Origin of the sequence: Sphingomonas sp. BE123, from assembly GCF_031456015.1 — a bacterium.
Lineage (GTDB): Bacteria > Pseudomonadota > Alphaproteobacteria > Sphingomonadales > Sphingomonadaceae > Sphingomonas.
Genome location: NZ_JAVDTW010000001.1, coordinates 115480 through 136460 on the forward strand (window position 1 = coordinate 115480; position 20981 = coordinate 136460).

General features: G+C 66.6%; 17 protein-coding genes, 1 tRNA gene and 1 pseudogene. 12 read left to right on the forward strand and 7 right to left on the reverse strand.

The window, feature by feature from the left end; translation table 11 throughout:
- The first annotated feature begins 18 nt into the window (after window positions 1-18).
- From hemB to J2Y54_RS00450, 3 genes are all read left to right on the forward strand, one after another.
- Window positions 19-1008, forward strand: a complete 990-nt coding sequence (hemB, locus tag J2Y54_RS00440; RefSeq protein WP_310036041.1) for a porphobilinogen synthase — start codon at window positions 19-21, stop codon at window positions 1006-1008.
- Window positions 1005-1547 (forward strand): GNAT family N-acetyltransferase, encoded by a 543-nt coding sequence (locus tag J2Y54_RS00445; protein WP_310036044.1) that lies wholly within the window; start codon window positions 1005-1007, stop codon window positions 1545-1547. Before hemB ends, J2Y54_RS00445 begins: the two co-directional genes overlap by 4 nt.
- Before the next feature lie 70 nt (window positions 1548-1617).
- Window positions 1618-3816 (forward strand): fused MFS/spermidine synthase, encoded by a 2199-nt coding sequence (locus J2Y54_RS00450; protein ID WP_310038411.1) that lies wholly within the window; start codon window positions 1618-1620, stop codon window positions 3814-3816.
- A gap of 16 nt (window positions 3817-3832) precedes the next feature.
- On the opposite strand, the gene J2Y54_RS00455 is transcribed toward J2Y54_RS00450, so the two are convergent.
- Window positions 3833-4324 (reverse strand): hypothetical protein, encoded by a 492-nt coding sequence (locus J2Y54_RS00455; RefSeq protein ID WP_310036046.1) that lies wholly within the window; start codon window positions 4322-4324, stop codon window positions 3833-3835.
- Window positions 4325-4408: 84 nt separating this feature from the next.
- Between J2Y54_RS00455 and J2Y54_RS00460 the strand changes: the two genes are divergently transcribed.
- A tRNA-Arg gene (locus J2Y54_RS00460) sits at window positions 4409-4485 on the forward strand.
- Window positions 4486-4814: 329 nt separating this feature from the next.
- Here J2Y54_RS00460 and J2Y54_RS00465 read toward each other — a convergent pair.
- Window positions 4815-6206 (reverse strand): short-chain fatty acyl-CoA regulator family protein, encoded by a 1392-nt coding sequence (locus tag J2Y54_RS00465; protein ID WP_310036047.1) that lies wholly within the window; start codon window positions 6204-6206, stop codon window positions 4815-4817.
- 99 nt (window positions 6207-6305) lie between these two features.
- Between J2Y54_RS00465 and J2Y54_RS00470 the strand changes: the two are divergent.
- The 8 genes and pseudogenes from J2Y54_RS00470 to J2Y54_RS00505 all read left to right on the forward strand — a co-directional run bounded on the left by J2Y54_RS00470 (window position 6306) and on the right by J2Y54_RS00505 (window position 15467).
- Window positions 6306-7833 (forward strand): annotated as a pseudogene (locus J2Y54_RS00470) (acyl-CoA carboxylase subunit beta).
- A gap of 41 nt (window positions 7834-7874) precedes the next feature.
- Window positions 7875-8477, forward strand: coding sequence for a 2OG-Fe(II) oxygenase (locus J2Y54_RS00475; protein WP_310036049.1), 603 nt, complete (start codon window positions 7875-7877; stop codon window positions 8475-8477).
- Window positions 8474-8896 (forward strand): methylmalonyl-CoA epimerase, encoded by a 423-nt coding sequence (gene mce, locus J2Y54_RS00480; RefSeq protein WP_310036050.1) that lies wholly within the window; start codon window positions 8474-8476, stop codon window positions 8894-8896. The genes J2Y54_RS00475 and mce overlap by 4 nt, the downstream gene beginning before the upstream one ends.
- Window positions 8893-9672 carry an enoyl-CoA hydratase-related protein gene (locus J2Y54_RS00485; RefSeq protein ID WP_310036052.1) on the forward strand — a complete coding sequence of 260 codons (780 nt, stop codon included), beginning with the start codon at window positions 8893-8895 and terminating at the stop codon, window positions 9670-9672. Before mce ends, J2Y54_RS00485 begins: the two co-directional genes overlap by 4 nt.
- Complete coding sequence (scpA, locus tag J2Y54_RS00490; protein ID WP_310036053.1) at window positions 9673-11811, forward strand: methylmalonyl-CoA mutase; 2139 nt, start codon at window positions 9673-9675, stop codon at window positions 11809-11811. It abuts the gene before it with no gap.
- Window positions 11808-12161: a hypothetical protein gene (locus J2Y54_RS00495; protein ID WP_310036054.1), complete on the forward strand. Its 354-nt coding sequence runs from the start codon at window positions 11808-11810 to the stop codon at window positions 12159-12161. The genes scpA and J2Y54_RS00495 overlap by 4 nt, the downstream gene beginning before the upstream one ends.
- Window positions 12158-13153: a biotin synthase BioB gene (bioB, locus tag J2Y54_RS00500; protein WP_310036056.1), complete on the forward strand. Its 996-nt coding sequence runs from the start codon at window positions 12158-12160 to the stop codon at window positions 13151-13153. Before J2Y54_RS00495 ends, bioB begins: the two co-directional genes overlap by 4 nt.
- 283 nt (window positions 13154-13436) lie before the next feature.
- Window positions 13437-15467 (forward strand): acetyl/propionyl/methylcrotonyl-CoA carboxylase subunit alpha, encoded by a 2031-nt coding sequence (locus J2Y54_RS00505; RefSeq protein ID WP_310036058.1) that lies wholly within the window; start codon window positions 13437-13439, stop codon window positions 15465-15467.
- Window positions 15468-15705: 238 nt separating this feature from the next.
- Here the strand turns inward: J2Y54_RS00505 and J2Y54_RS00510 are convergent, their stop codons facing one another.
- The 5 genes from J2Y54_RS00510 to J2Y54_RS00530 all read right to left on the reverse strand — a co-directional run bounded on the left by J2Y54_RS00510 (window position 15706) and on the right by J2Y54_RS00530 (window position 20954).
- Window positions 15706-17049: an ATP-binding protein gene (locus J2Y54_RS00510; protein ID WP_310036059.1), complete on the reverse strand. Its 1344-nt coding sequence runs from the start codon at window positions 17047-17049 to the stop codon at window positions 15706-15708.
- 11 nt (window positions 17050-17060) lie between these two features.
- Window positions 17061-17276 carry a hypothetical protein gene (locus J2Y54_RS00515; protein ID WP_310036061.1) on the reverse strand — a complete coding sequence of 72 codons (216 nt, stop codon included), beginning with the start codon at window positions 17274-17276 and terminating at the stop codon, window positions 17061-17063.
- Window positions 17277-17351: 75 nt separating this feature from the next.
- Window positions 17352-18608: an N-succinylarginine dihydrolase gene (locus J2Y54_RS00520; protein WP_310036062.1), complete on the reverse strand. Its 1257-nt coding sequence runs from the start codon at window positions 18606-18608 to the stop codon at window positions 17352-17354.
- Between the two features lie 133 nt (window positions 18609-18741).
- On the reverse strand, window positions 18742-19752 hold the full coding sequence (locus J2Y54_RS00525; RefSeq protein ID WP_310036065.1) for an arginine N-succinyltransferase: 1011 nt from the start codon (window positions 19750-19752) through the stop codon (window positions 18742-18744).
- Window positions 19749-20954 carry a hydrolase gene (locus tag J2Y54_RS00530; RefSeq protein ID WP_310036068.1) on the reverse strand — a complete coding sequence of 402 codons (1206 nt, stop codon included), beginning with the start codon at window positions 20952-20954 and terminating at the stop codon, window positions 19749-19751. Before J2Y54_RS00530 ends, J2Y54_RS00525 begins: the two co-directional genes overlap by 4 nt.
- Between the last annotated feature and the right edge of the window lie 27 nt (window positions 20955-20981).

Consider the following 20981-nt stretch of genomic DNA (forward strand, 5'->3'; position numbering starts at 1 on the left):
TGGCCCAAAAGCCAAGCCATGTCCCATTATCCCGCGCTTCGCCTTCGTCGCACCCGCAGTTCCGGCTGGAGCCGTCGGCTTCATGCCGAGACGTTGCTGACCCCGGCCGACCTGATCTGGCCGTTGTTCGTGACCGACGGGGAGGGGCGCGAGGAGCCGATCGCCAGCCTGCCGGGCGTATCGCGCTGGTCGGTCGACGGGATCGTTGCCAAGGCGCGCGAGGCTGCGGATGCGGGAATCCCGTGTCTGGCGCTGTTTCCCAATACGCCGCCGGCGCTGCGCACCGAGGATGGCGCCGAGGCGCTGAACCCCGACAATCTGATGTGCCGGGCAATCCGGGCGATCAAGGATGCGGTGCCGGACATTGGCGTGCTGACCGATGTCGCGCTCGACCCCTACACCGCGCATGGCCATGACGGGCTGGTCGATGCGGCGGGCTGTGTGCTCAATGACGAAACCGCCGAAGTGCTGGTGGGTCAGGCGCTCAATCAGGCGCGCGCCGGGGCGGACGTGATTGCGCCGAGCGACATGATGGACGGGCGGGTCGGCCTGATCCGCGAGTCGCTGGAGGACGAAGGCTTCGTCAACGTCCAGATCATGGCCTATGCCGCCAAATATGCGTCGGCCTTTTACGGCCCGTTCCGCGACGCGGTGGGATCGCGCGGGCTGCTCAAGGGGGACAAGAAGACCTATCAGATGGACCCGGCCAATGCCGAAGAAGCGCTGCGCGAGGTCGCGCTCGACCTCGACGAAGGCGCGGACAGCGTGATGGTGAAGCCCGGGCTGCCCTATCTCGACATCGTGCGCCGGGTGAAGGAGCGGTTCGAGGTGCCGGTGTTCGCGTATCAGGTGAGCGGCGAGTACGCGATGATCGAGGCGGCGGCTGCGGCCGGGGCCGGGGACCGCGACGCGCTGGTGCTGGAAACGCTGATGGCGTTCAAGCGCGCGGGATGCAGCGGGGTGCTGACCTATCATGCGCTGCACGCCGCGCGGCTGATGGGCGGATGATCGAAACCGAGCGGTTGGTGCTGCGCCCGCCGGTGAAGGCTGACCACCCGGCGCTCTACGCGATGTGGGCCGACCCGGTGGTCATGGCCGATCTGGGGCCGGTCAAGGACGCCGCCGCGAGTGCGGCCACGCTGGCGCGGCACGACGGCTATCGCGCCGATGGCCTCGGATTTCTGAGCGTGATCCGCAAGGAGGATGGCGCGGTGCTGGGCTTTTGCGGGCTCAAGCGCGGCGATCCGCCCAACCCGATCGCCGGGCAGGTCGAGGCCGGATGGATGCTCGGCCAGGCCTATTGGCGGCGCGGCTATGCGCTTGAGGCCATGCGCGCGGTGCTCGACTGGGGCTGGGCCAATTTTGACGCGCCGCAGATCGTGGCGATCACCGCCGCGCGCAACGCGGCAAGCCGGGCGATGATGGTGCAGCTGGGCATGGCCTATGTCGAAGGCGGCGATTTCGACCACCACGCCTTTGCCGTGGATGACCCCTTGCGCCATATCGTCACCTACCGCATCACTCGCCCGTCCGTATCGCGTGAGTAGAGAAGGGGAGGCGATGAGCGCCGAAGCAGTCGCCGAACCGCAGCCGGGTGCGCCCGGTTGGCTGAAGGGCATGAGCGGCCCGCTCTTCGTCACCACCATCCTGCTTGGCAGCTTCCTGCTGTTTCTGGTCCAGCCGATGATCGCGCGGATGGCACTGCCGCGGCTGGGCGGTGCACCGGCGGTGTGGAACAGCGCGATGCTGATCTATCAGGCGTTGCTGCTGGGCGGCTATGCCTATGCGCACTGGCTGGGCCGGGTACCGGTGCGGCGACAGGCGATGATCCATCTTGGCGTACTCGCGGTCGCGGCGCTGTGGTTGCCGATCGGGCTGATGGCGATGCAGTTGCCCGCCGATGCCGAGCCGGCGCTGTGGGTGCCGTGGCTGCTCGCCGCGTCGATCGGGCCGTTGTTCTTCGCCATTTCGGCGCAGGCGCCGTTGCTGCAGCGCTGGTTCGCGTCGGCCTCGGGCGGGCGCGATCCCTATGCGTTGTATGCCGCTTCCAATGTCGGGAGTTTCGGCGGGCTGATTGCCTATCCGCTGCTGGTCGAGCCGTTGCTCGCCCTGCATGTCCAAAGCTGGTTGTGGACCGGCGGCTATGCGCTGGTGGTCGTCGCGGTGGCCGCCTGTGCGTTGCTGTTGCCGCGCAAGGCGGCGGACGCGCCGCATGTCCATGCCACGAGCGCCGCGCCGTCGTGGCGGCGCGTCGCGCACTGGATCACGCTCGCCTTTGTCCCGTCCGGGCTGATGCTCGCCACGTCGAGCTTCCTGACGACTGATATCGTTGCAGTCCCGATGCTGTGGGTGCTGCCGCTGGGGCTGTATCTGCTGAGCTTCACCATCGCCTTTGCCGCGCGGCGGACGGTCGCGGTGCTGCTGACCCGCTTTGCACCCGTCACCGTCCTGCTGTTCGGCGGGCTGATGATCGCGGGGCATAATGCCAATCCGGAACTCAACGCGCTGATGGCGCTGGTGCTGCTGTTCATGGTCGCAGTGGCGCTGCACACGCATATGTATGATTTGCGCCCGGAGCCGGACCGGCTGACCGGTTTCTACCTCGCCATGTCGGTCGGCGGGGCGCTGGGCGGGGTGTTTGCGGCATTGGTCGCGCCGCTGGTGTTCGACTGGACGTATGAATATCCGATCCTGATCCTCGCCGCCGGATTGCTGGTGCCGCAGCATTATCTGCTGCCCTGGCTTGCGCGGCTGTGGGAGCAGCGCGCGCAGCTGCGCCGGATCGCGGTGCTGGCGGTGGCGCTGGCGGTGCTGTGTGTGATCTGGCTTGGCCTGTCGGGCGGCGGCGACCGGCTGGGGGACCAGCAGGCCGGGTTGCTCTATCTGACGCTGGCGGTGATCGGTGTCGCCACGGTCGGCGCGCGCGTCCCGTTCCTGATCGTGCTGGCCGGATCGCTGTTCCTGTTCGGCGGCTTTCGCGCGCTGACGATGAGCTGGGATGGCGGGGTGCGCACGCGCAGCTATTTCGGCGTCTATACCATCACCGAACTGAGCGATCAGAAGCGCATGGCCCATGGGACCACGCTGCATGGCGTCCAGCTGACCGGATCGCCCGAGCGGCTGCGGACTCCGACGACCTATTATGTGCCGGGGTCCGGGGTCGGTCAGGCGATGCTGGCGCTGCCGGCGCTGTACGGGCCGCGCGCGCGGGTCGGAGTCGTGGGACTGGGGACCGGAACGCTGGCCTGTTACGCGACGCCGGGGCAGCGCTGGTCCTTTTACGAGATCGATCCGGCGGTGGTGGAACTGGCGCGCGGGCCGTTCCGCTTCCTCGACCAGTGCCGCCCCGATGCGCGGATCATCCTTGGCGATGCGCGCGTGCGGCTGGCCGATGCGCCCGAAGGCAGCCTCGACCTGCTCGTGCTGGATGCGTTTTCATCGGATGCCGTGCCGATGCACCTGATGACGCTGGAGGCATTTGCCACCTATGATCGCGCGCTGGCGCAGGACGGCTTGCTGCTGGTACACATCTCCAACCGGTTCCTGGCGCTGGAGCCGGTGGTCGAACGTGCCGCGGCGCTGGGTGGCTGGTCGGCGGCGCAACTGGCCTATTCGCCATCGCTGACCGAGGAGCTGGACGAGGCAGCGACATCGGACTGGATCGCATTGTCACGCTCGCCGGAAACGCTTGCGCGGCTGACCGCCCGCAACCCCGAATGGCGGCAATTGGCGACCCAGCCGAACTTTACGCCGTGGACCGATGATTATGCGACGATCCTGCCGGTGCTGCGCAGCCTGAACCGGGATCTGCCCTGACAGCGCGCGGGGCGGGTCAGCCGGCGAGCGCCGCCTCGAGCGCGCGCACCTGATCGGCCTGTTCCGCCGCGCGCGTCGACAGGGCGGCGATGGCCGAGTCGAGCGCGGGATAGGGGGCGTCGCCAGCCTGGAGCCGCGCGGCGGCAACCGATTCGAGGTCGGTGACAATCGCGACCAATTCGCCGCGCGTCCGGTTGAGGTCGGCGAGCGCGACCTGAGCGGCGATCCAGCTTTCACTGCCGATCGCGACGCCGCGCGCGATGGCGACTCGCGACTCGGTCTCCATCGCCTGTGACCGGAACCGCGTGACGATGGCCTCGGCTGCGGTGCGTTGGCCGGCGATCTGCGAGTCGAGCGCGGCATCCGGAGTCGCGACCGGGTCGGGACGGACCGGATCACGGTCCGGGCGCTGTTCGATCGGTCGAGGAAGCAGTGACGGATAGCCGTCTCCCGCCGTGCTGCATGCGCAAAGCCCCAGCGGGGCGGCGAGAAAAAGCAGGTATCGCATCGGCGCGGGTGTATGCCGTGAAAAAAGTCTGCGCAACGGGGTTGCCTTTCCTGAAATCGCCTTCTATCTGCGCCCCTCCACTGCGCACCCGTAGCTCAGCTGGATAGAGCATCAGACTACGAATCTGAGGGTCGGACGTTCGAATCGTTCCGGGTGCGCCATTCAAAGCCCTGCCAAGTCATCGACTTGGCGGGGCTTTGTTGCATTTGGGCGGTTGCAGACGCGCGCGGCCGGTCGCTGTGGTGCCGGGCACATGCTGGCGGGCGGCCGCAAATTTGTTCGGTATCCGCAACAAGCCGCTAATTTGCTGGTGTTTTAACCATATTCCGTGGTACCCGGTATGGGTGAAAACATTTGATGCCATAACGTGCCTGCTGTTGGGCCACCGCTGGACGCATAGCCGGACGCGCAAGGGCTATCGGACCTGCGCGCGCTGCCGTTTGCGCGAGCCCGATCCGGAGCAGAGTGCATCGCCGCCGTCGGACGCCGACTAAAAGCTGTAGGGCACGGCGCCGCGCAGGTCGGGGTCGATGCGGATATCGCCGGCCGCTGGCGGAAAGGCGCGTTGGTCGCAATCCGGGCGTGGGCAGATCCGGCAGCTGGTGCCGATCGGGGTTGCCGCACCGCCGGGGCGCAGCCCGTCGGCATAGACGAACGCGCCGCCATGGCTTTCCTCACAGCCCAGTGCGACGGCGTAGCGGCGCGGCGGGCGATCATAGCTGGCGGACGGCTTGACCAGCCCCTTGGCCATGATGACGTAGCGCGCACCGTCCGGGGTCTGGGCAAGCTGGGTCAGGATCCGGTCGGGGATCGCCACGGCTTCATGCACCACCCAGAGCGGGCAGGCACCGCCGAACCGGGCGAATTCGAGCCGGGTGGCCGAGTGGCGCTTGGTGATGTTGCCGGCCATGTCGACGCGGCAGAAGAAAAAGGGGATGCCCTGCGCGCCAGGGCGCTGAAGCGTGGAGAGGCGGTGGCACGCCTGTTCGAAGCTGGTGCCGAAACGCTGGCGCAGCCGGTCGATATCGTGGCGCAAATCGCGCGCGGCATCGCGGAAGCGGGTATAGGGCATCAGCAGCGCGCCGGCGGCATAGTTGGCGAGGCCGAGGCCGAGCAGTTCACGCGCTTCGGGCGAAGCGAGGCCGCTGGCATCGGCGACGGCGCGCATTTCGTTGGTGAATTCCAGACTGGCGAGGCGCTGGGCGAGCAGGAAGGCGCGGCTTTCGGGCGGGAGTACGCCGCTGATCACCAGCCGCCGGGCATCGGGGTCGAAGCGCGAGAGGCGCGTGTCGTCATCGCGCGCTTCCTCGATCCTGATCCCGTGCCAGCCGCGCAGCCGGTCCTCGATCGCGCGGGGATGGTCGAAGCTCTCTGCCAGCGCCTCGGCGGCGCGGTCGAGCGGGTCGATATAATTGCCCTCGGCCTGATACCAGTCGCGCACCGCTTCCCACGGCAGCGCGCTGCCATGGCCGGCGCCGCTTTCGACCTTGTCGTCGAGTACGCGCAGTTGCGCCTGGGCGCGGCGCCACGCGTCGTGTAGCGCGACCATGCGACGGGCGAGCGCGGGATGTTTCTCGACGCCCCGCTGAACGGCGGCTTCGTCAAGCGGGGCGGCGCCGATGCTGGAGTCGGTTGCCGCCTCGATCGCGCGGACCAGTTCGGCGGTGCTGTCGTCGCTGCCGACATCGCCCCAGAGATCGGGAAATTCGCGGCTGAGCGCGATCAGCACCGGCGGGGTGAGCGGGCGTTCCTCATTCTCGATCTGCGAGAGATAGCTGACCGAAACGCCGAGCCGGGCGGCGAGCGCGGCCTGGGGCAAAGCGAGCCGCCGGCGCAGATCGCGGACGCGGTTTCCGGCGAAGAGGCGGCGGCGCTGTTCCATCGCCCCACAATATCCGCAGATATGGGCAATGCAACTTCGCAACATTGCATTTGCGCGGAGCCCCGTGTCCTGTGCAGGGGCTGGCCAAGGGAGTAAGCCATGTCTTCGACGATCGAGGAACTCGAACGCCGCCGTGCTGCGGCCCGGCTGGGCGGGGGGGCAGAAGCGGATCGACGCGCAGCACGCCAAGGGCAAGCTGACCGCGCGCGAGCGGCTGGACGTGCTGCTCGACGAGGGGTCGTTCGAAGAGCTCGACATGTATGTCGAGCACAACTGCGTCGATTTCGGCATGCCGGAGCAGATCGTCCCGGGCGATGGCGTCGTCACCGGCAGCGGCACGATCAATGGCCGGCTCGTGTTCGTGTTCAGCCAGGATTTCACCGTGTTCGGCGGATCGCTGTCCGAGCGGCACGCGCAGAAGATCTGCAAGATCATGGACATGGCGATGAAGGTCGGCGCACCCGTGATCGGCCTGAACGATAGCGGCGGCGCGCGGATTCAGGAAGGCGTCGCGTCGCTGGCGGGTTACGCCGAGGTGTTCCAGCGCAATGTGCTGGCGTCCGGCGTGGTGCCGCAGATTTCGCTGATCATGGGCCCCTGCGCAGGCGGGGCCGTCTATTCTCCCGCGATGACCGACTTCATCTTCATGGTGAAGGATTCATCGTACATGTTCGTCACCGGCCCGGATGTAGTGAAGACCGTTACCAACGAGATCGTCACGCAGGAGGAACTGGGCGGAGCTGTGACGCATACCACGAAGTCGGGCGTTGCCGATGTGGCGTTCGAGAATGATATCGAGGCGTTGCTGGCGGCGCGCGACTTCGTGGACTTCCTTCCCGCGAGCAATCGCGAACCCGTGCCCGAGCGGCCGTGCCGCGATCCGTGGGACCGGGTCGAGAACAGCCTCGACACGCTGATCCCGCCGAGCGCGAACCAGCCGTACGATATGCACGAGCTGATCGCGAAGACGGTGGACGAGGGCGACTTCTTCGAGGTGCAGCCGACGCATGCCGGCAACATCATCATCGGGTTCGGGCGGATCGAGGGGCGCACCGTCGGGATCGTCGCCAACCAGCCGATGGTGCTGGCGGGCGTGCTCGACATCAATTCGTCGAAGAAGGCGGCGCGGTTCGTGCGCTTTTGCGACGCGTTCGAGATCCCGATCGTGACGTTTGTCGACGTGCCGGGCTTCCTGCCGGGCGTCGGGCAGGAGCATAGCGGCATCATCAAGCATGGCGCGAAGCTGCTGTTCGCCTATGCCGAGGCGACGGTGCCGAAGATCACGGTGATCACGCGCAAGGCCTATGGCGGCGCCTATGACGTGATGGCGTCGAAGCATCTGCGCGGCGATTTGAACTATGCCTGGCCGACCGCCGAGATCGCGGTGATGGGCGCGAAGGGCGCGGTCGAGATCATCTTCCGCGGGCGCACGCCGGAGGAGATTGCCGAGAAGACTGCGGAATATGAGGCGCGCTTCGCCAACCCGTTCGTCGCGGCGAGCAAGGGGTTTGTCGATGAGGTGATCATGCCGCATTCGACGCGGCGGCGGATCGCGCTGGGGCTACGGAAGCTGAGGAACAAGAGCCTCGAGAATCCGTGGAAGAAGCATGACAATATTCCGCTGTGACCGCCGCGACCGCCCCTCGGACGTCGGGATCGCCGCACCTGGTGCTTGACGATTTTCTGCCGCAACAGGCGGCGGAAACGATGCTCGCGCAAATTCTTGCGGCCGAGCCGGCATTTACCCCGTCCGAAATTGGCAGGGGGGCAACGTCGCGGGTGAATTCGGACTATCGCTCGTCGCTGCGGTTGCCGGGGCGGGTCGGCGTGGACCTGACGTCACTGGTCGACGCGATCGGTGCGCGGCTGGACGCGGTCTGCACCGGCGCAGGCGTCCGCACCTTTCCGGTCGCGCATCACGAACTCAGCATCGTCGCGCATCGCGACGGGGATTTCTACAAGCCGCATATCGATACCCGTACCGGCGAAACCGACGGTCGCTCGATCCGGGTGGTCAGCTGCGTCTATTATCTGCATCGCCCGCAGCGGGGATTTTCCGGCGGTGAACTGGCGATACATCCGATCATGGGTGGCGGTGAGCCGATCCTGATCGAGCCGCGCCACAACCGGCTCGCCATCTTCCCGTCCTTCATCCCGCATGAGGTGTTGCCGACGCGCTCGTCCGGCAGCTTTGCCGATAGCCGCTTTTCGGTGAATTGCTGGTTGCATCAGGCGCGGCGGCCTGGCCCCGTTACTGGAGATTGCGCATGAAACTCGGTCGGCTCAACCATATCGGTGTGGCGACGCCGTCGATCGCAGACTCGATCGCCTTTTATCGCGATGTGATGGGGGCGGAGACCATCCATGAACCCTTCGACCTGCCGGCGCAGGGGGTGAAGGTGTGCTTCGTCGATACGCCGAACACGCAGATCGAGCTGATCGAGTCGCTGGGTGAAGACTCGCCGATCCACGGCTTTCTGGCGAAGAACCCGGCGGGCGGACAGCATCATGTGTGTTATGAGGTACCCGACATTCATGCCGCCAAGGCGTGGTTCGAGGCGAAGGGCGCGCGGGTGCTGGGCGAACCGCGCATCGGGGCGCATGGGACGCTGATCTTCTTTGTCCACCCGCGCGACATGGGCGGGGTGCTGACCGAGATTATGGAAACGCCGAAGGGAGAGGCGCATTGACCGACGAGACCGTCCTTTACAGCCTCGACAATGGCGTCGCGACGATCCGGCTGAACCGACCGGAGCGGCTGAATGCGGTGACATTCGACATGCTCGACCTGATCCGCGCGTCGTTGCTGCGCGCGGTGAACGAGGGCGCGCGGGCGGTGCTGCTGACCGGCGAGGGGCGGGCATTCTGTTCCGGCGCGGATCTGGCCGGGCGGATGGATCGCGGGCCGGTCGATCCGGCCGAGAGCCTGGAGTTCCACTACAACCCGCTCGCCGAAACGCTGTCCAAGCTGCCGATCCCGATCGTCACCGCGATCAACGGCCCGGCGGCGGGCGCGGGCGTGGGCATCGCGCTGGGCGGCGATATCGTGGTGATGGCGAAGAGCGCGTATCTGCTGCTCGCCTTCAGCAATATCGGGCTGGTGCCCGATTGCGGTGCGACCTGGCTGGTCGCCAAGTCGGCAGGGCGGGCCAAGGCGCTGGAAATGGCGCTGCTGGGCGAGAAGATGTTCGCCGATGACGCGAAGGATGCCGGGCTGGTTGCGCGGGTGGTCGAGGACGACGCGCTGATGGCAGAGGCGGGGAAGCTCGCCGCGACGCTGGCCGCCAAGCCGACGATCGCGCTGGGCCTGATCCGCGCGCAGATCAAGGCGGCGCTCACCAACACGCTGTCCGAAACGCTGAGCGTCGAGGCGGCGCATCAGCGGATTGCGGGCAAGACCGAGGACTTTCGCGAAGGCGTGATGGCGTTTCTCGGCAAGCGTGCGCCGGAGTTCAAGGGTAAGTAAATGACCGACAAGCCCACCCCAGCCGACTGGAAGGCGCTGGCCGACAAGGAAGTGAAGGGCCGCGACCTGACCTGGCGCACGCCGGAGGGGATCGACGTCAAGCCGCTGTACACGGCGGAGGACGTGACCGCCGACCCCGGACTGCCCGGGTTCGCGCCGTTCACCCGCGGGGTGCGCGCGTCGATGTATGCCGGGCGCCCGTGGACGATCCGGCAATATGCCGGCTTTTCGACCGCCGAGGAGTCCAACGCCTTCTACCGCCGCAATCTGGCAGCGGGGCAGAAGGGGCTGTCGGTCGCGTTCGATCTGGCGACGCATCGCGGTTATGACAGCGATCATCCGCGCGTGACCGGTGACGTCGGCAAGGCGGGCGTGGCGATCGACAGTGTCGAGGATATGAAGATCCTGTTCGACGGGATTCCGCTCGACCAGATGTCGGTCAGCATGACGATGAACGGCGCGGTGATCCCGATCCTCGCCTTCTTCATCGTCGCGGGAGAGGAGCAGGGGGTCGATCAGAGCCTGCTCGACGGGACCATTCAGAACGACATTCTGAAGGAGTTCATGGTCCGCAATACGTACATCTATCCGCCCGAACCGTCGATGCGGATCATCTCAGACATTTTTGCATATACCTCGGCCAACATGCCGAAATTCAACAGCATTTCGATCTCCGGCTATCATATGCAGGAGGCCGGGGCGACGCAGGTGCAGGAGCTGGCCTTCACCATCGCCGACGGCATGGAATATGTGAAATACGGCGTCGCCAGCGGGCTCGACATCGACAAATTTGCCGGGCGGCTGAGCTTCTTCTTCGCAATCGGTATGAACTTCTTCATGGAAGTCGCTAAATTGCGGGCAGCGCGGGTGTTGTGGCATCGCGTGATGACCCAGCTGGGCGCGAAGGATGAACGCAGCAAGATGCTGCGCACGCACTGCCAGACTTCAGGTGTGTCGCTGACCGAGCAGGATCCTTACAACAACGTCATCCGCACGACGATCGAGGCGATGGCGGCGATGCTGGGTGGGACGCAGAGCCTGCATACCAATGCGCTGGACGAAGCGATCGCGCTGCCGACCGATTTTTCCGCGCGCATCGCTCGCAATACGCAACTGGTGATCCAGGAAGAGACCGGCATGACCAATGTCGTCGATCCGCTGGGCGGCAGCTATTATGTCGAAAGCCTGACGCAGGAGCTGGTCGACAAGGCGTGGGCGATCATCGAGCGGGTCGAGGCCGAGGGCGGCATGGCCAAGGCGGTCGCCGCCGGCTGGCCCAAGGCGATGATCGAGGAAGCCGCCGCCGCCGCCGCCGCGCGGATCGATCGGGGCGAGCAGGTGATCGTCGGGGTCAACAAGTACCGCAAGGCCGAGGAAGACCCGATCGACATCCTCGACGTCGACAACCACGCCGTGCGCGAGGCGCAGGTCGCGCGGATTGCGCGGGTGAAGGCGACCCGCGACGAAGCGGCGTGTCAGGCGGCGCTGGATGCGTTGCGCGAGGGCGCACGGGGCAATGGCAATCTGCTCGAGCTGGCGGTCGTGGCGGCGCGGCATCGCGCGACGCTGGGTGAGATCAGCCTGGCGATGGAGGATGTGTTCGGGCGGCATGGCACAGTGCCGACGCCGGTCAAGGGCGTCTATGGCGGCGCCTATGACGCCGACCAGAGCTGGGAGCGGTTGAAGGACGGCGTTGCTGCGACCGAGCGCCGGCTGGGCCGCGCACCGCGCATGCTGGTCGCCAAGATGGGGCAAGACGGGCATGATCGCGGGGCGAACCTCGTCTCCTCGGCGTTCGGCGATCTCGGCTTCAAGGTCGTCCCCGGCCCGCTGTTCCAGACGCCGCAGGAAGCCGCCGAGCTGGCGCTGGCGGAAGATGTCGATGTGGTCGGCGTGTCCAGCCTGGCGGCCGGGCACAAGACGCTGATCCCGCAGCTGATCGGCCATCTGCGTGATGCGGGGCGGAGCGATATCAAGGTGATCGCGGGCGGGGTGATCCCGGCGCAGGATTACCAGGTGCTGCGCGACGCGGGGGTGCAGGCGATCTTTGGTCCGGGGACGAACCTCGTGAATGCGGCGGAGGAGGTGTTGACGCTGCTCGGCCATAATATGCCGCCGCGTGAGGAGGCTGCGGAGTGAGCGACGACGCCGTCAAGCCGGACCCGGAGCCCGGGTTCGACAAGGAGATGCTGCTCTACGATTATTCGAAGCATCTGCTGTCGCTGGCGTTGCTGGGCCTTGGCGGCATTCTGTCGATTGCGCAGTCGCCGCAGGGGCAGAAGATTCCCGGCGTGATCATCGCATCGCTGACGGTGTTTCTGGCCATTTCCGGGCTGTGCGCGCTCAGCTGTACCGCGTCGATTTTGCGTTCGCGCCAGCGTAATGTTCCGGTACCGCGCTCGGCATGGCTGACCAATCAGGGGGCGATGATGTTCCTTGGGCTTGGCGTCGGCGGATTTCTTTACTCTTGGATCAGGGCTTTGATGTGACCACCCGTACCGACTGGACCCGCGACGAGATTGCCGCGCTGTTCGACCTGCCGTTCATGGAGCTCGTCTATCAGGCCGCCACGGTCCACCGCGCGCATTTCGCGGCGGATGAGGTGCAGCTATCGACCTTGCTCAGCATCAAGACCGGCGGGTGCCCGGAGGATTGCGGCTATTGCAACCAGTCTACCCATGCCGAGACGGGCCTCAAGGCGACCAAGCTGATGGACGTGCGCGCGGTGCTGCAGGCGGCGGCGCAGGCCAAGGACAATGGCTCGTCGCGCTTCTGCATGGGCGCGGCATGGCGCAACCCCAAGGATCGCGACATGCCCGCCATCGTCGAGATGGTGAAGGGCGTGCGCCAGATGGGCATGGAAACCTGCATGACTTTGGGCATGCTGACCGAGGGGCAGGCGGCGCAGCTGGCGGATGCCGGACTGGATTATTACAACCACAATATCGACACCTCGCCCGAGCGCTATGGCGAGGTGATCACGACGCGGACGTTCGCGGACCGGCTGGAAACGCTGGACCATGTGCGCGAGGCGGGGATCAACGTATGTTGCGGCGGGATCGTCGGGATGGGCGAGACGCGCGCGGACCGCGTGGGGTTCATCCATGCGCTGGCGACTTTGCCCAAGCATCCCGAGAGCGTGCCGGTGAACGCGCTGGTGCCGGTCAAGGGCACGGTGCTGGGCGACATGCTCCACGACACGCCGCTGGCAAAGATCGACCAGATCGAGTTCGTCCGCACGGTTGCCGTGGCGCGGATCACGATGCCGGAGTCGATGGTGCGCCTCTCCGCAGGCCGCGAGAGCATGAGCGATGAGACGCAGGCACTGTGCTTCATGGCGGGGGCGAATTCGATCTTCACCGGCGACAAGCTGCTGACCACCGGCAATGCCGGCGACGACAAGGACGCGGCGCTGTTCGCGCGGCTGGGAATGCGGGCGATGGCGGGTGAGGTGAAGGCGGAGCTGGAGGCGGCGGAGTGAGGAAGGTCGCCGCGTGGGTTCTCGCGGCTGCTATCCTAATCAACTTGGCCCTGTTGATCACCGATCATCGTCTGCTCGTTGGGGAGAAGAAGGTAAATCCTGGTCAGCGATACATCGTTGAAGGCTACGGTGACGCAGGCTCCAATGAGCAGAGCGTGCTGGTCTGTTCGTATTGGACCGGGCGCAGCGTCGTTAGGAACGTGCTTTGGTACTCCAGCAACAATGTGATGGGGAGAGACCAGTGTCCATTTTGGGACGCGGGCTCGAGATAGGACTGACCTAAATGTTCAAGAAAATCCTGGTCGCCAACCGTGGCGAGATTGCGTGCCGCGTGTTCCGGACCGCCAAGCGGATGGGGATTGCCACCGTCGCGGTCTACTCCGACGCCGATGCGCGCGCGCCGCATGTGTTGATGGCGGATGAGGCGGTGCGGCTGGGGCCGGCTCCGGCGGCGGAGAGCTATCTCAAGGCCGAGCTGATCCTGGCTGCGGCCAAGGCGACCGGCGCGGACGCGATCCATCCGGGCTATGGCTTCCTGTCGGAGCGTGAGAGCTTTGCCAAGGCGTGTGCGGAGGCGGGGATCGCCTTTGTCGGGCCGCCCGCAAACGCGATAGCGGCGATGGGCGACAAGATCGAGTCCAAGAAGCTGGCCAAGGCGGCGGGGGTCAATGTCGTCCCCGGCTATCTGGGCGAGATTGCCGATACCGATGAAGCGGTGCGGATCGCGTCGGACATCGGCTATCCGGTGATGATGAAGGCATCGGCGGGCGGCGGCGGCAAGGGGATGCGGCTGGCGTGGAGCGAGCAGGACGTCCGCGAGGGCTTTGAGGCGACCAAGCGTGAGGGGCTGGCGTCGTTCGGTGATGATCGCGTGTTCATCGAGAAGTTCATCGAACAGCCGCGCCATATCGAGATTCAGCTGATCGGCGACCAGCATGGCAACATCCTCTATCTGGGCGAGCGCGAATGTTCGATCCAGCGCCGGCACCAGAAGGTGGTCGAGGAGGCGCCGTCGCCCTTCGTCACGCCCGAGATGCGCCGCAAGATGGGCGAGCAGGCGGTCGCGCTCGCGCGGGCGGTTGGCTATTACAGCGCGGGGACGGTCGAGCTGATCGTCTCGGGCGCCGACAAGACCGGCGACGGCTTCTACTTCCTCGAGATGAACACGCGGCTGCAGGTCGAGCATCCGGTAACCGAGGCGATCACCGGGCTCGATCTGGTCGAGCAGATGATCCGCGTCGCGGCAGGCGAGCGGTTGGCGTTCACGCAGGATGAGGTCAAGCTGACCGGCTGGGCGATCGAGAACCGGGTCTATGCCGAGGATCCGTATCGCGGGTTCCTGCCCAGCACCGGGCGGCTGGTGCGCTATGCGCCCCCCGCGGCGCAGGACACGCCCTATGGCGAGGCCGGCGGCGAGGGTTATGTCCGCGTCGACGATGGCGTTGCCGAGGGCGGCGAGGTCAGCATGTTCTATGACCCGATGATCGCCAAGCTGATCACCTGGGGCAACACCCGCGACGAGGCGGCCGATCTGCAGGTCGCGGCGCTCGACCGGTTTCAGCTCGACGGGCTGGGCAACAATATCGATTTCCTGTCGGCGCTGATGCAGCATCCGCGCTTCCGCTCGGGCGCGCTGACCACGGGGTTCATCGCGGAGGAATATCCCGAGGGGTTCGAAGGCGCGCCCGCCGATGTGGCGCTGTTGCGCAAGCTGGCCGCGGTCGCGACGGTGCTGGACCTGATCCAGGCGGTGCGGGCGACCGAGATTTCGGCGCAACTCGCCACGCCCACCCTGTCGAGCGCGCGTGTCGTGCTGATCGGCGGCGAGCGGTTCGATATCAGCGTCGATGGCCACGCCGGAGGGATGCTGGCGAACTTCGACCCGAATGAAGCGCCACTCGACATGGCCACGGGCTGGCAGCCGGGGCAGCGGCTGGCGCAGTTCCGCATCGATGGCGAGGAATTGCTGAGCGTCGGGGTGCAGCGTGGCCGCGCAGGATGGACGCTGCGCACGCGTGGGGCGGCGCATGACGTCAAGGTCTATGCACCGCGCGTCGCGGAACTCGCCCGGCACATGATCGAGAAAATCCCGCCGGACATGAGCCGCTTCCTGCTCGCGCCGATGCCGGGTCTGCTGACGCGGATTGAAGTCGCCGAAGGCGAAAAGGTCGAGGCCGGTCAGCCGCTCGCGGTGGTCGAGGCGATGAAAATGGAGAATATCCTGCGCGCCGAAAAGGCGGGCGTGGTCAAGGCGATCAACTTTGCCGCGGGCGACAGCCTGGCGGTGGATGCCGCGATCCTGGAGTTCGAGTGAGGCGCGGCGACGCGCTCTCGGCGAAGAAACAGAAGAAGACCCTCCCCAACCCCTCCCGCAAGCGGGAGGGGCTAAGACGAAGAGGGGCGAAATATATATCCTCCCCCGCCAGGGGGAGGTGGCGCCGAAGGCGACGGAGGGGGAGGACGGCTGCGCGCTTGAGTCTCTTCCGTCGTGCTTCTTCCCCCTCTGTCAGCTGCACTGACACCTCCCCCTGGCAGGGGAGGATTGTCGGACTTCACGCCGTTGGCGGGGTCGCCGGTAGGACGACGGTAATGCGCAGGCCGCCGATCGGCGAGTTGCTCGCCTCGATCCGGCCGTGATGCCCCTCCACGATCGCGCGGGCGGTGGCGAGGCTGAGGCCCGACCCGCCCGGCGTGTCCTTGGCGTTGGCGCGGTAGAAGGGTTCGAACAGCTGCTGCGCCAGGCCGACATCGATGCCCGGGGCATTGTCGTCGACGATCAGGCGCCACGCGTCGCGCTGGCTCTCGAGGCCCAGCACGATGCGCCCGCCGCGCGGGACGTAGCGCATCGAGTTTTCGATGAGCGCGCCGAACAGCTGCTCGATCCGCTCGGCGTCCCATTTCACCAGAATGGTATAGGGAGGCAGGTTGCTGGTCTCGAGCCGCACGCCCGCCGCCTCGGCGCGCTTGGCGTGAACATAGATGGTGTTGTGGATCAGCGCGCGCGGATCGACATCGGCAAAGCGCAGCGGCAGGCGACCGAGATCGGCGAGCGCGACCGCGTGCAGGTCTTCGGCCATGCGCGCGAGGCGGTTCTGGTCCGCCTCGATCGCCGCCTTGAACTCGGGTTCGGCCGTCAGCGCTTCCTGAAGCTCGTCAAGGTGCGCCCCGAGCGAGGCAATCGGCTCGCGCAGCTCTTCGGCGATCATCACCAGCCAGGTGCGGCGCGCGGTTTCAATCCGTTCGAAGCGGTTGGCGATGCGGCGCAGGTTGCGCATCGTGCCGACAATCTCACGCGGCCCGCGCTCGTCGAAATAGATGTCGCCATCGCCGTCGGCGACCTCGTGGCTGAGCCGCAGCAGCTCGCGCTGGGGGCGGGACCAGCGGCTGGCGAACCAATAGGCAGCACCGAGCAGCAGAGCGAGGATCCCGGCAAGGATCGCGCCGATGCCGATATAATGGTCGCGCATGACGGCACGGTCACGGTCATTGAGTTGGGGCGGCGCGATGATCCGTGCGCGCGCAATGGTGCGTCCGTCGACCACCACCGGGCGCTCGATCAGCGCGGGGCCGGCGGCGCGGCCGGCGAGCAGCCGGTCCCCTTCGCCCACCAGCGCGACGCGGTTGCCGAGGATCGCGGGGTCGCGTCGGTCGAGGTCGGCGACGATCCGGTCGAACGCCTTGCCGGCGGCTGCGGATTCAGCGGCGAGTGCCACGAAGCTTTCAAGATGTTCGGCGTCGCGATTGCGGATCAGCCGTTCGCTGCTGGTATTGACGTTCCACAGCAGGACGCCGCCGGCCAGCGCCACGATAAGCAGGGCCTGAGCCGCCAGCGCCGTGAACATCCCCCTGAACAACCGCACGTCGATCTCCCCATTGCCCACCCCCCGGCGGGCCATTCAGTTCGCGCCTATTCGATCCCCGCGTCGAGCGAGTCGAGGATCCGACCGCCCGCCATGAACACCGCGATCGGGCAGACCGCGAAGAGCAGCCAGCCGCCGATGCCGGGATATTGCTCCAGATACTGCGCTCCCCGCTCAACGGCCCCGAGCCCGAGGCCATAGATGACGGCGAACGCCTCGAATCTGGTCTTGATCGTGAAGAGGCGCTTGATCCGTGACAGCATGGCAATCGTTACGCAAGAGCCGGGCCAAGCGCAGAAATACGGGGGTGCGGATGAACGAACATGGTTACCTGTCAATTAACCCGACAGCATGTCCGCATCGATCCCGAGATACGCCAGCAAGGCGGCGCGCGCAGCGGCGATCCGTTCCAGCAACGCCGGATTGCCAATCTCGTCCTGCGCGATCGTTTCGGGCCAGTGGTCGGCGATGACTGCGGCGATCCCGTCGAGCTTGCCCGGATCGACCAGAAAGCGGGGATCGACGGTTGCCGGGTCGGCAACCACGCGCAGGCGCAGGCATGCAGGACCGCCGCCATTGGCCATGGACTGACGGACATCGACCACTTCGAGATGGCGGATCGGGCCGTTGCCGGCGACATGCGCCTGGAGCCACGTCCAGACCGAGGGCGTGTCGCGCGCTTCGGTCGGGAGGATCAGGCCGGTTTCGCCGCCAGGCAGTGTCACCAGCTGGGCGTTGAACAGATAGGAGCTGATCGCATCGGCGAGGCTGACCTGCGCGGCGGGCACTTCGACGATTTCCACCGAGGGCATCAGGCGGCGCAGATCGGTGTAGAAGGCGTCCTTGTCGGCAAATGCATGTTCGTGCGCGAACAGGACATGGGCGTTGGCCACCGCGACGACGTCATTGTGGAACGCGCCGGCGGCGATCGCTTCCTCCGACTGTTGCACGAACAGGATGCGCGCGGGGTCGAGGCCGTGGCGGCGTGCGACCGCTTCGCTCGCTTCGCGGTGCTGGCGCGCCGGGAAGGGGCCGCCGCTGACGCCATAGACGAAGATTTCGACGCCCGGGGCGTCATGCTGTGGTGCAAGGCGCATGTGATTGGCCGCGCCTTCATCACCGAACGGGGCGGGGACCGGACCATGGACGCGAAAGGCGTCGTGGGCGAAGGCGAGGCGGAGCTGCGCCAACGTTTCGGGCCACTCATGGCTGCGGTGCGGCATCGTCACCAGATTGGCGACGGTCAGGTGGCAGCGGCCATCGGCGGTGTCGGGCGCGGGCGACACGGTGGCGGCATTGGCGGCCCACATCGCCGATGCCGACAGCGCCTGTGCCTGAAGATGCGGGGGAGCGTCGGCATAGCTGGTGGCGAGGCTGTCGAGCCAGCGCCGGTCGGGGCGGGCATGGGGCAGCAGGATACCCTGAGTGAGGCCAAGCGCGAGGTTGGCGCGCATCTTGGCAATGCCCTGCAGCGCGGCGGCGCGGGGTTGCGAAACGGCGCCGCGGTTGCGCGTGGCGGCGAGGTTGCCGTGGCTGAGGCCGGCATAATTGTGGCTGGGGCCGATGATCCCGTCGAAATTGATCTCAACGCGCATCTAAATCCTCCCCGGAACGGGGAGGTGGCAGCGCGAAGCGCTGACGGAGGGGGCCCGATGCACCGGACTCCATTGCCTCGGGCCCCCTCCACCATGCTTCGCATGGTCCCCCTCCCCGTGCCGGGGAGGATCTTTAGCGAGCAGCATAGCTGAGTTCATCTCCCACTTGGACACGCAGGCCCTCCGCAGCATCCGGATCAATGGATATGCCGTCCTTGAAGGTCGCGACACGCGCGTGACAGGCGCGAAAATCGGCCAGTTTTCCTGTGGCGACGATACTCGGGGCGCCAGTGGTGGCTATCAGTGTTACGCGCTCCGTTGCCGCATCGCGGATCGTCATGACAGTGTCGGTGCGCGCGGTCATGGTTGGGCCGCCGTCGAAAATGTCGATATAATTCTCGAACGCGAAGCCTTCCTGTTCGAGCATCCGCATCGCGGCGCGGCCCGATGGGTGCGGCACGCCGATCACGCTGCGCGCATGTTCGGTCAGCATCGCGGTGTAGACAGGGTGGCGCGGCATCAGGTCGGCGATGAACTGGTTGCCGTGGATCGCGTTGAATTCGTCCGCCTGCTGGAAATTCATCCCGAAGAAGCGGCCCGCCACGCCGTCCCAGAAGGGTGACCCGCCGGCTTCGTCGATCACCCCGCGCAATTCGGCGAGGATGCGGTCGGCGAAGCGCGCGCGGTGCATCGCGATGAACAGATAGCGGCTGCGCGCGAGCAGCATCCCAAGCCCCCCGGCGCGCTCGCCCGGATGGAGGAACAGGCCGCCAACCTCGCTCGACCCCTCAAGATCGTTGACGAGGTTGAGGATTTCGGCGCGGAAGGTGCGGTTCAGCGCCTCGCTGTGCTTGGTCACCGTGCCGATGCGGTAGGAATAGAAGGGCCAGCGCTGCCCGACCTGGGTGAAGATCTGGCAGGTGCCGCGCACTTCCTGGGTCACGGTGTTTTCGAGGACCAGGACGAACAATTCGTCCTTTTTGGCGTCATCGGTGCGCGCGAACGCTTCGGCGCTGCGTTCCAGCTTGGCGCGGAGCGCGGGCTTTTCGGGTGGGAGGTTGGTGAAGCCGCCCCCCGTCAGCTTCGCCATCTCATACAGATGCTGCAGGTCGTCGGCGCGCGCGGGACGGATGATGAAGGTCATACGCGGCCCTTTTCGACGATGCGCAGGATTGTGAGCGCCGACAGGGCGGCGCGTTCGGGCAGGCTGTCGGGGATCAGAAATTCCTCCTGCGAGTGAATGGCGCCGCCGCGTGCGCCCATCGTGTCGACCACGGGGACGCCGCATGCGGCGATGTTGTTGCCGTCGCATACGCCGCCGGTCGCCTTCCACGCCACGGGGATGGCGAGATCGGCGCCGGCCTGTTTGACCAGGCCGAACAGCCGCTCGGCGCCCGGGTCGAGCGGCTTGGGCGGGCGGTTGAAGCCGCCATGGACATGCACTGCCACATCGTGTTCGGCGGCAATCGTGTCGGCAAGGGCCTGCACCGCAGCGCCAGCGCGCTGGATGGCGTCGGGCGAGGCGGGGCGGAAATTGACGCGCAGGATGGCGAGGTCGGGGACGACATTGTTCGGCCCGCCCCCCTCGATCCGAGCGGGATTGACCGAGAGATCGTCGGTCATGAGCTGCGACAGGCGCAGCGCAAGATCGGCGGCAGCGACCAGCGCGTTGCGCCCGTCGCGCGGATTGCGGCCGGCATGGGCACTGCGCCCGCGCACGACGATCGAGAAATTGCCGGTGCCGCCGCGCGCGCCGGCCAGCGTGCCGTCGGGCAATGCGGGTTCATAGGTCAGCGCCGCGACCTTGCCCTGCGCTGCTTGCGCGATCAGCGCGGCGGAGGCGAAGGAGCCGGTTTCCTCGTCGGAATTGATCACGACTTCATAACCGAAGCGGTCGGCGGCGGGCGTATTCTCGATCGCGCGCAATGCGGCGAGCATCAGCGACAGCCCGCCCTTCATGTCCGCCGCACCCGGCGCATTGAGCGTGCCATCGGGCAGCCATGCCGCGGTCTGAAACGGGTGATCGGCGGGGAACACCGTGTCCATATGGCCGGTGAACAGCATCTGCACCGGCGCCTCAGGCCGTACGCGCAGGTGGAGGTGGCGGCCATGCGCGAGCGATTGCACGATGCCGCTGGTATCGACCATCTCGACCGGGGCCGGTTCGACCAGCGCGAGGTCACCGGGCAGCGCGGCGAAGGCGTCGGCGAGCAGGCCCGCCATCGTTGCGAGTCCGTCCAGATTGCGCGTGCCGCTATTGACCGCGACCCAGTGTTCGACCTGCGCCAGCATCGGCGCGGCGCGGGCCGCTTCGACGGCGGCAGCTTCGATTGCGTTCAGCCCCATGAACATGGTCTATCGGCTGACATGAGC

Coding starts and splice junctions, on each gene's coding strand:
- J2Y54_RS00525 (WP_310036065.1), bottom strand. CDS start 19,752: ATGACCTTCATCATCCGTCCCGCGCGCGCCGACGACCTGCAGCATCTG.
- mce (WP_310036050.1), top strand. CDS start 8,474: ATGAAACTCGGTCGGCTCAACCATATCGGTGTGGCGACGCCGTCGATC.
- J2Y54_RS00445 (WP_310036044.1), top strand. CDS start 1,005: ATGATCGAAACCGAGCGGTTGGTGCTGCGCCCGCCGGTGAAGGCTGAC.
- J2Y54_RS00515 (WP_310036061.1), bottom strand. CDS start 17,276: ATGCTGTCACGGATCAAGCGCCTCTTCACGATCAAGACCAGATTCGAG.
- J2Y54_RS00520 (WP_310036062.1), bottom strand. CDS start 18,608: ATGCGCGTTGAGATCAATTTCGACGGGATCATCGGCCCCAGCCACAAT.
- J2Y54_RS00505 (WP_310036058.1), top strand. CDS start 13,437: ATGTTCAAGAAAATCCTGGTCGCCAACCGTGGCGAGATTGCGTGCCGC.
- scpA (WP_310036053.1), top strand. CDS start 9,673: ATGACCGACAAGCCCACCCCAGCCGACTGGAAGGCGCTGGCCGACAAG.
- J2Y54_RS00530 (WP_310036068.1), bottom strand. CDS start 20,954: ATGGGGCTGAACGCAATCGAAGCTGCCGCCGTCGAAGCGGCCCGCGCC.
- J2Y54_RS00510 (WP_310036059.1), bottom strand. CDS start 17,049: ATGGCCCGCCGGGGGGTGGGCAATGGGGAGATCGACGTGCGGTTGTTC.
- J2Y54_RS00465 (WP_310036047.1), bottom strand. CDS start 6,206: ATGGAACAGCGCCGCCGCCTCTTCGCCGGAAACCGCGTCCGCGATCTG.
- hemB (WP_310036041.1), top strand. CDS start 19: ATGTCCCATTATCCCGCGCTTCGCCTTCGTCGCACCCGCAGTTCCGGC.
- J2Y54_RS00450 (WP_310038411.1), top strand. CDS start 1,618: ATGAGCGGCCCGCTCTTCGTCACCACCATCCTGCTTGGCAGCTTCCTG.
- J2Y54_RS00455 (WP_310036046.1), bottom strand. CDS start 4,324: ATGCGATACCTGCTTTTTCTCGCCGCCCCGCTGGGGCTTTGCGCATGC.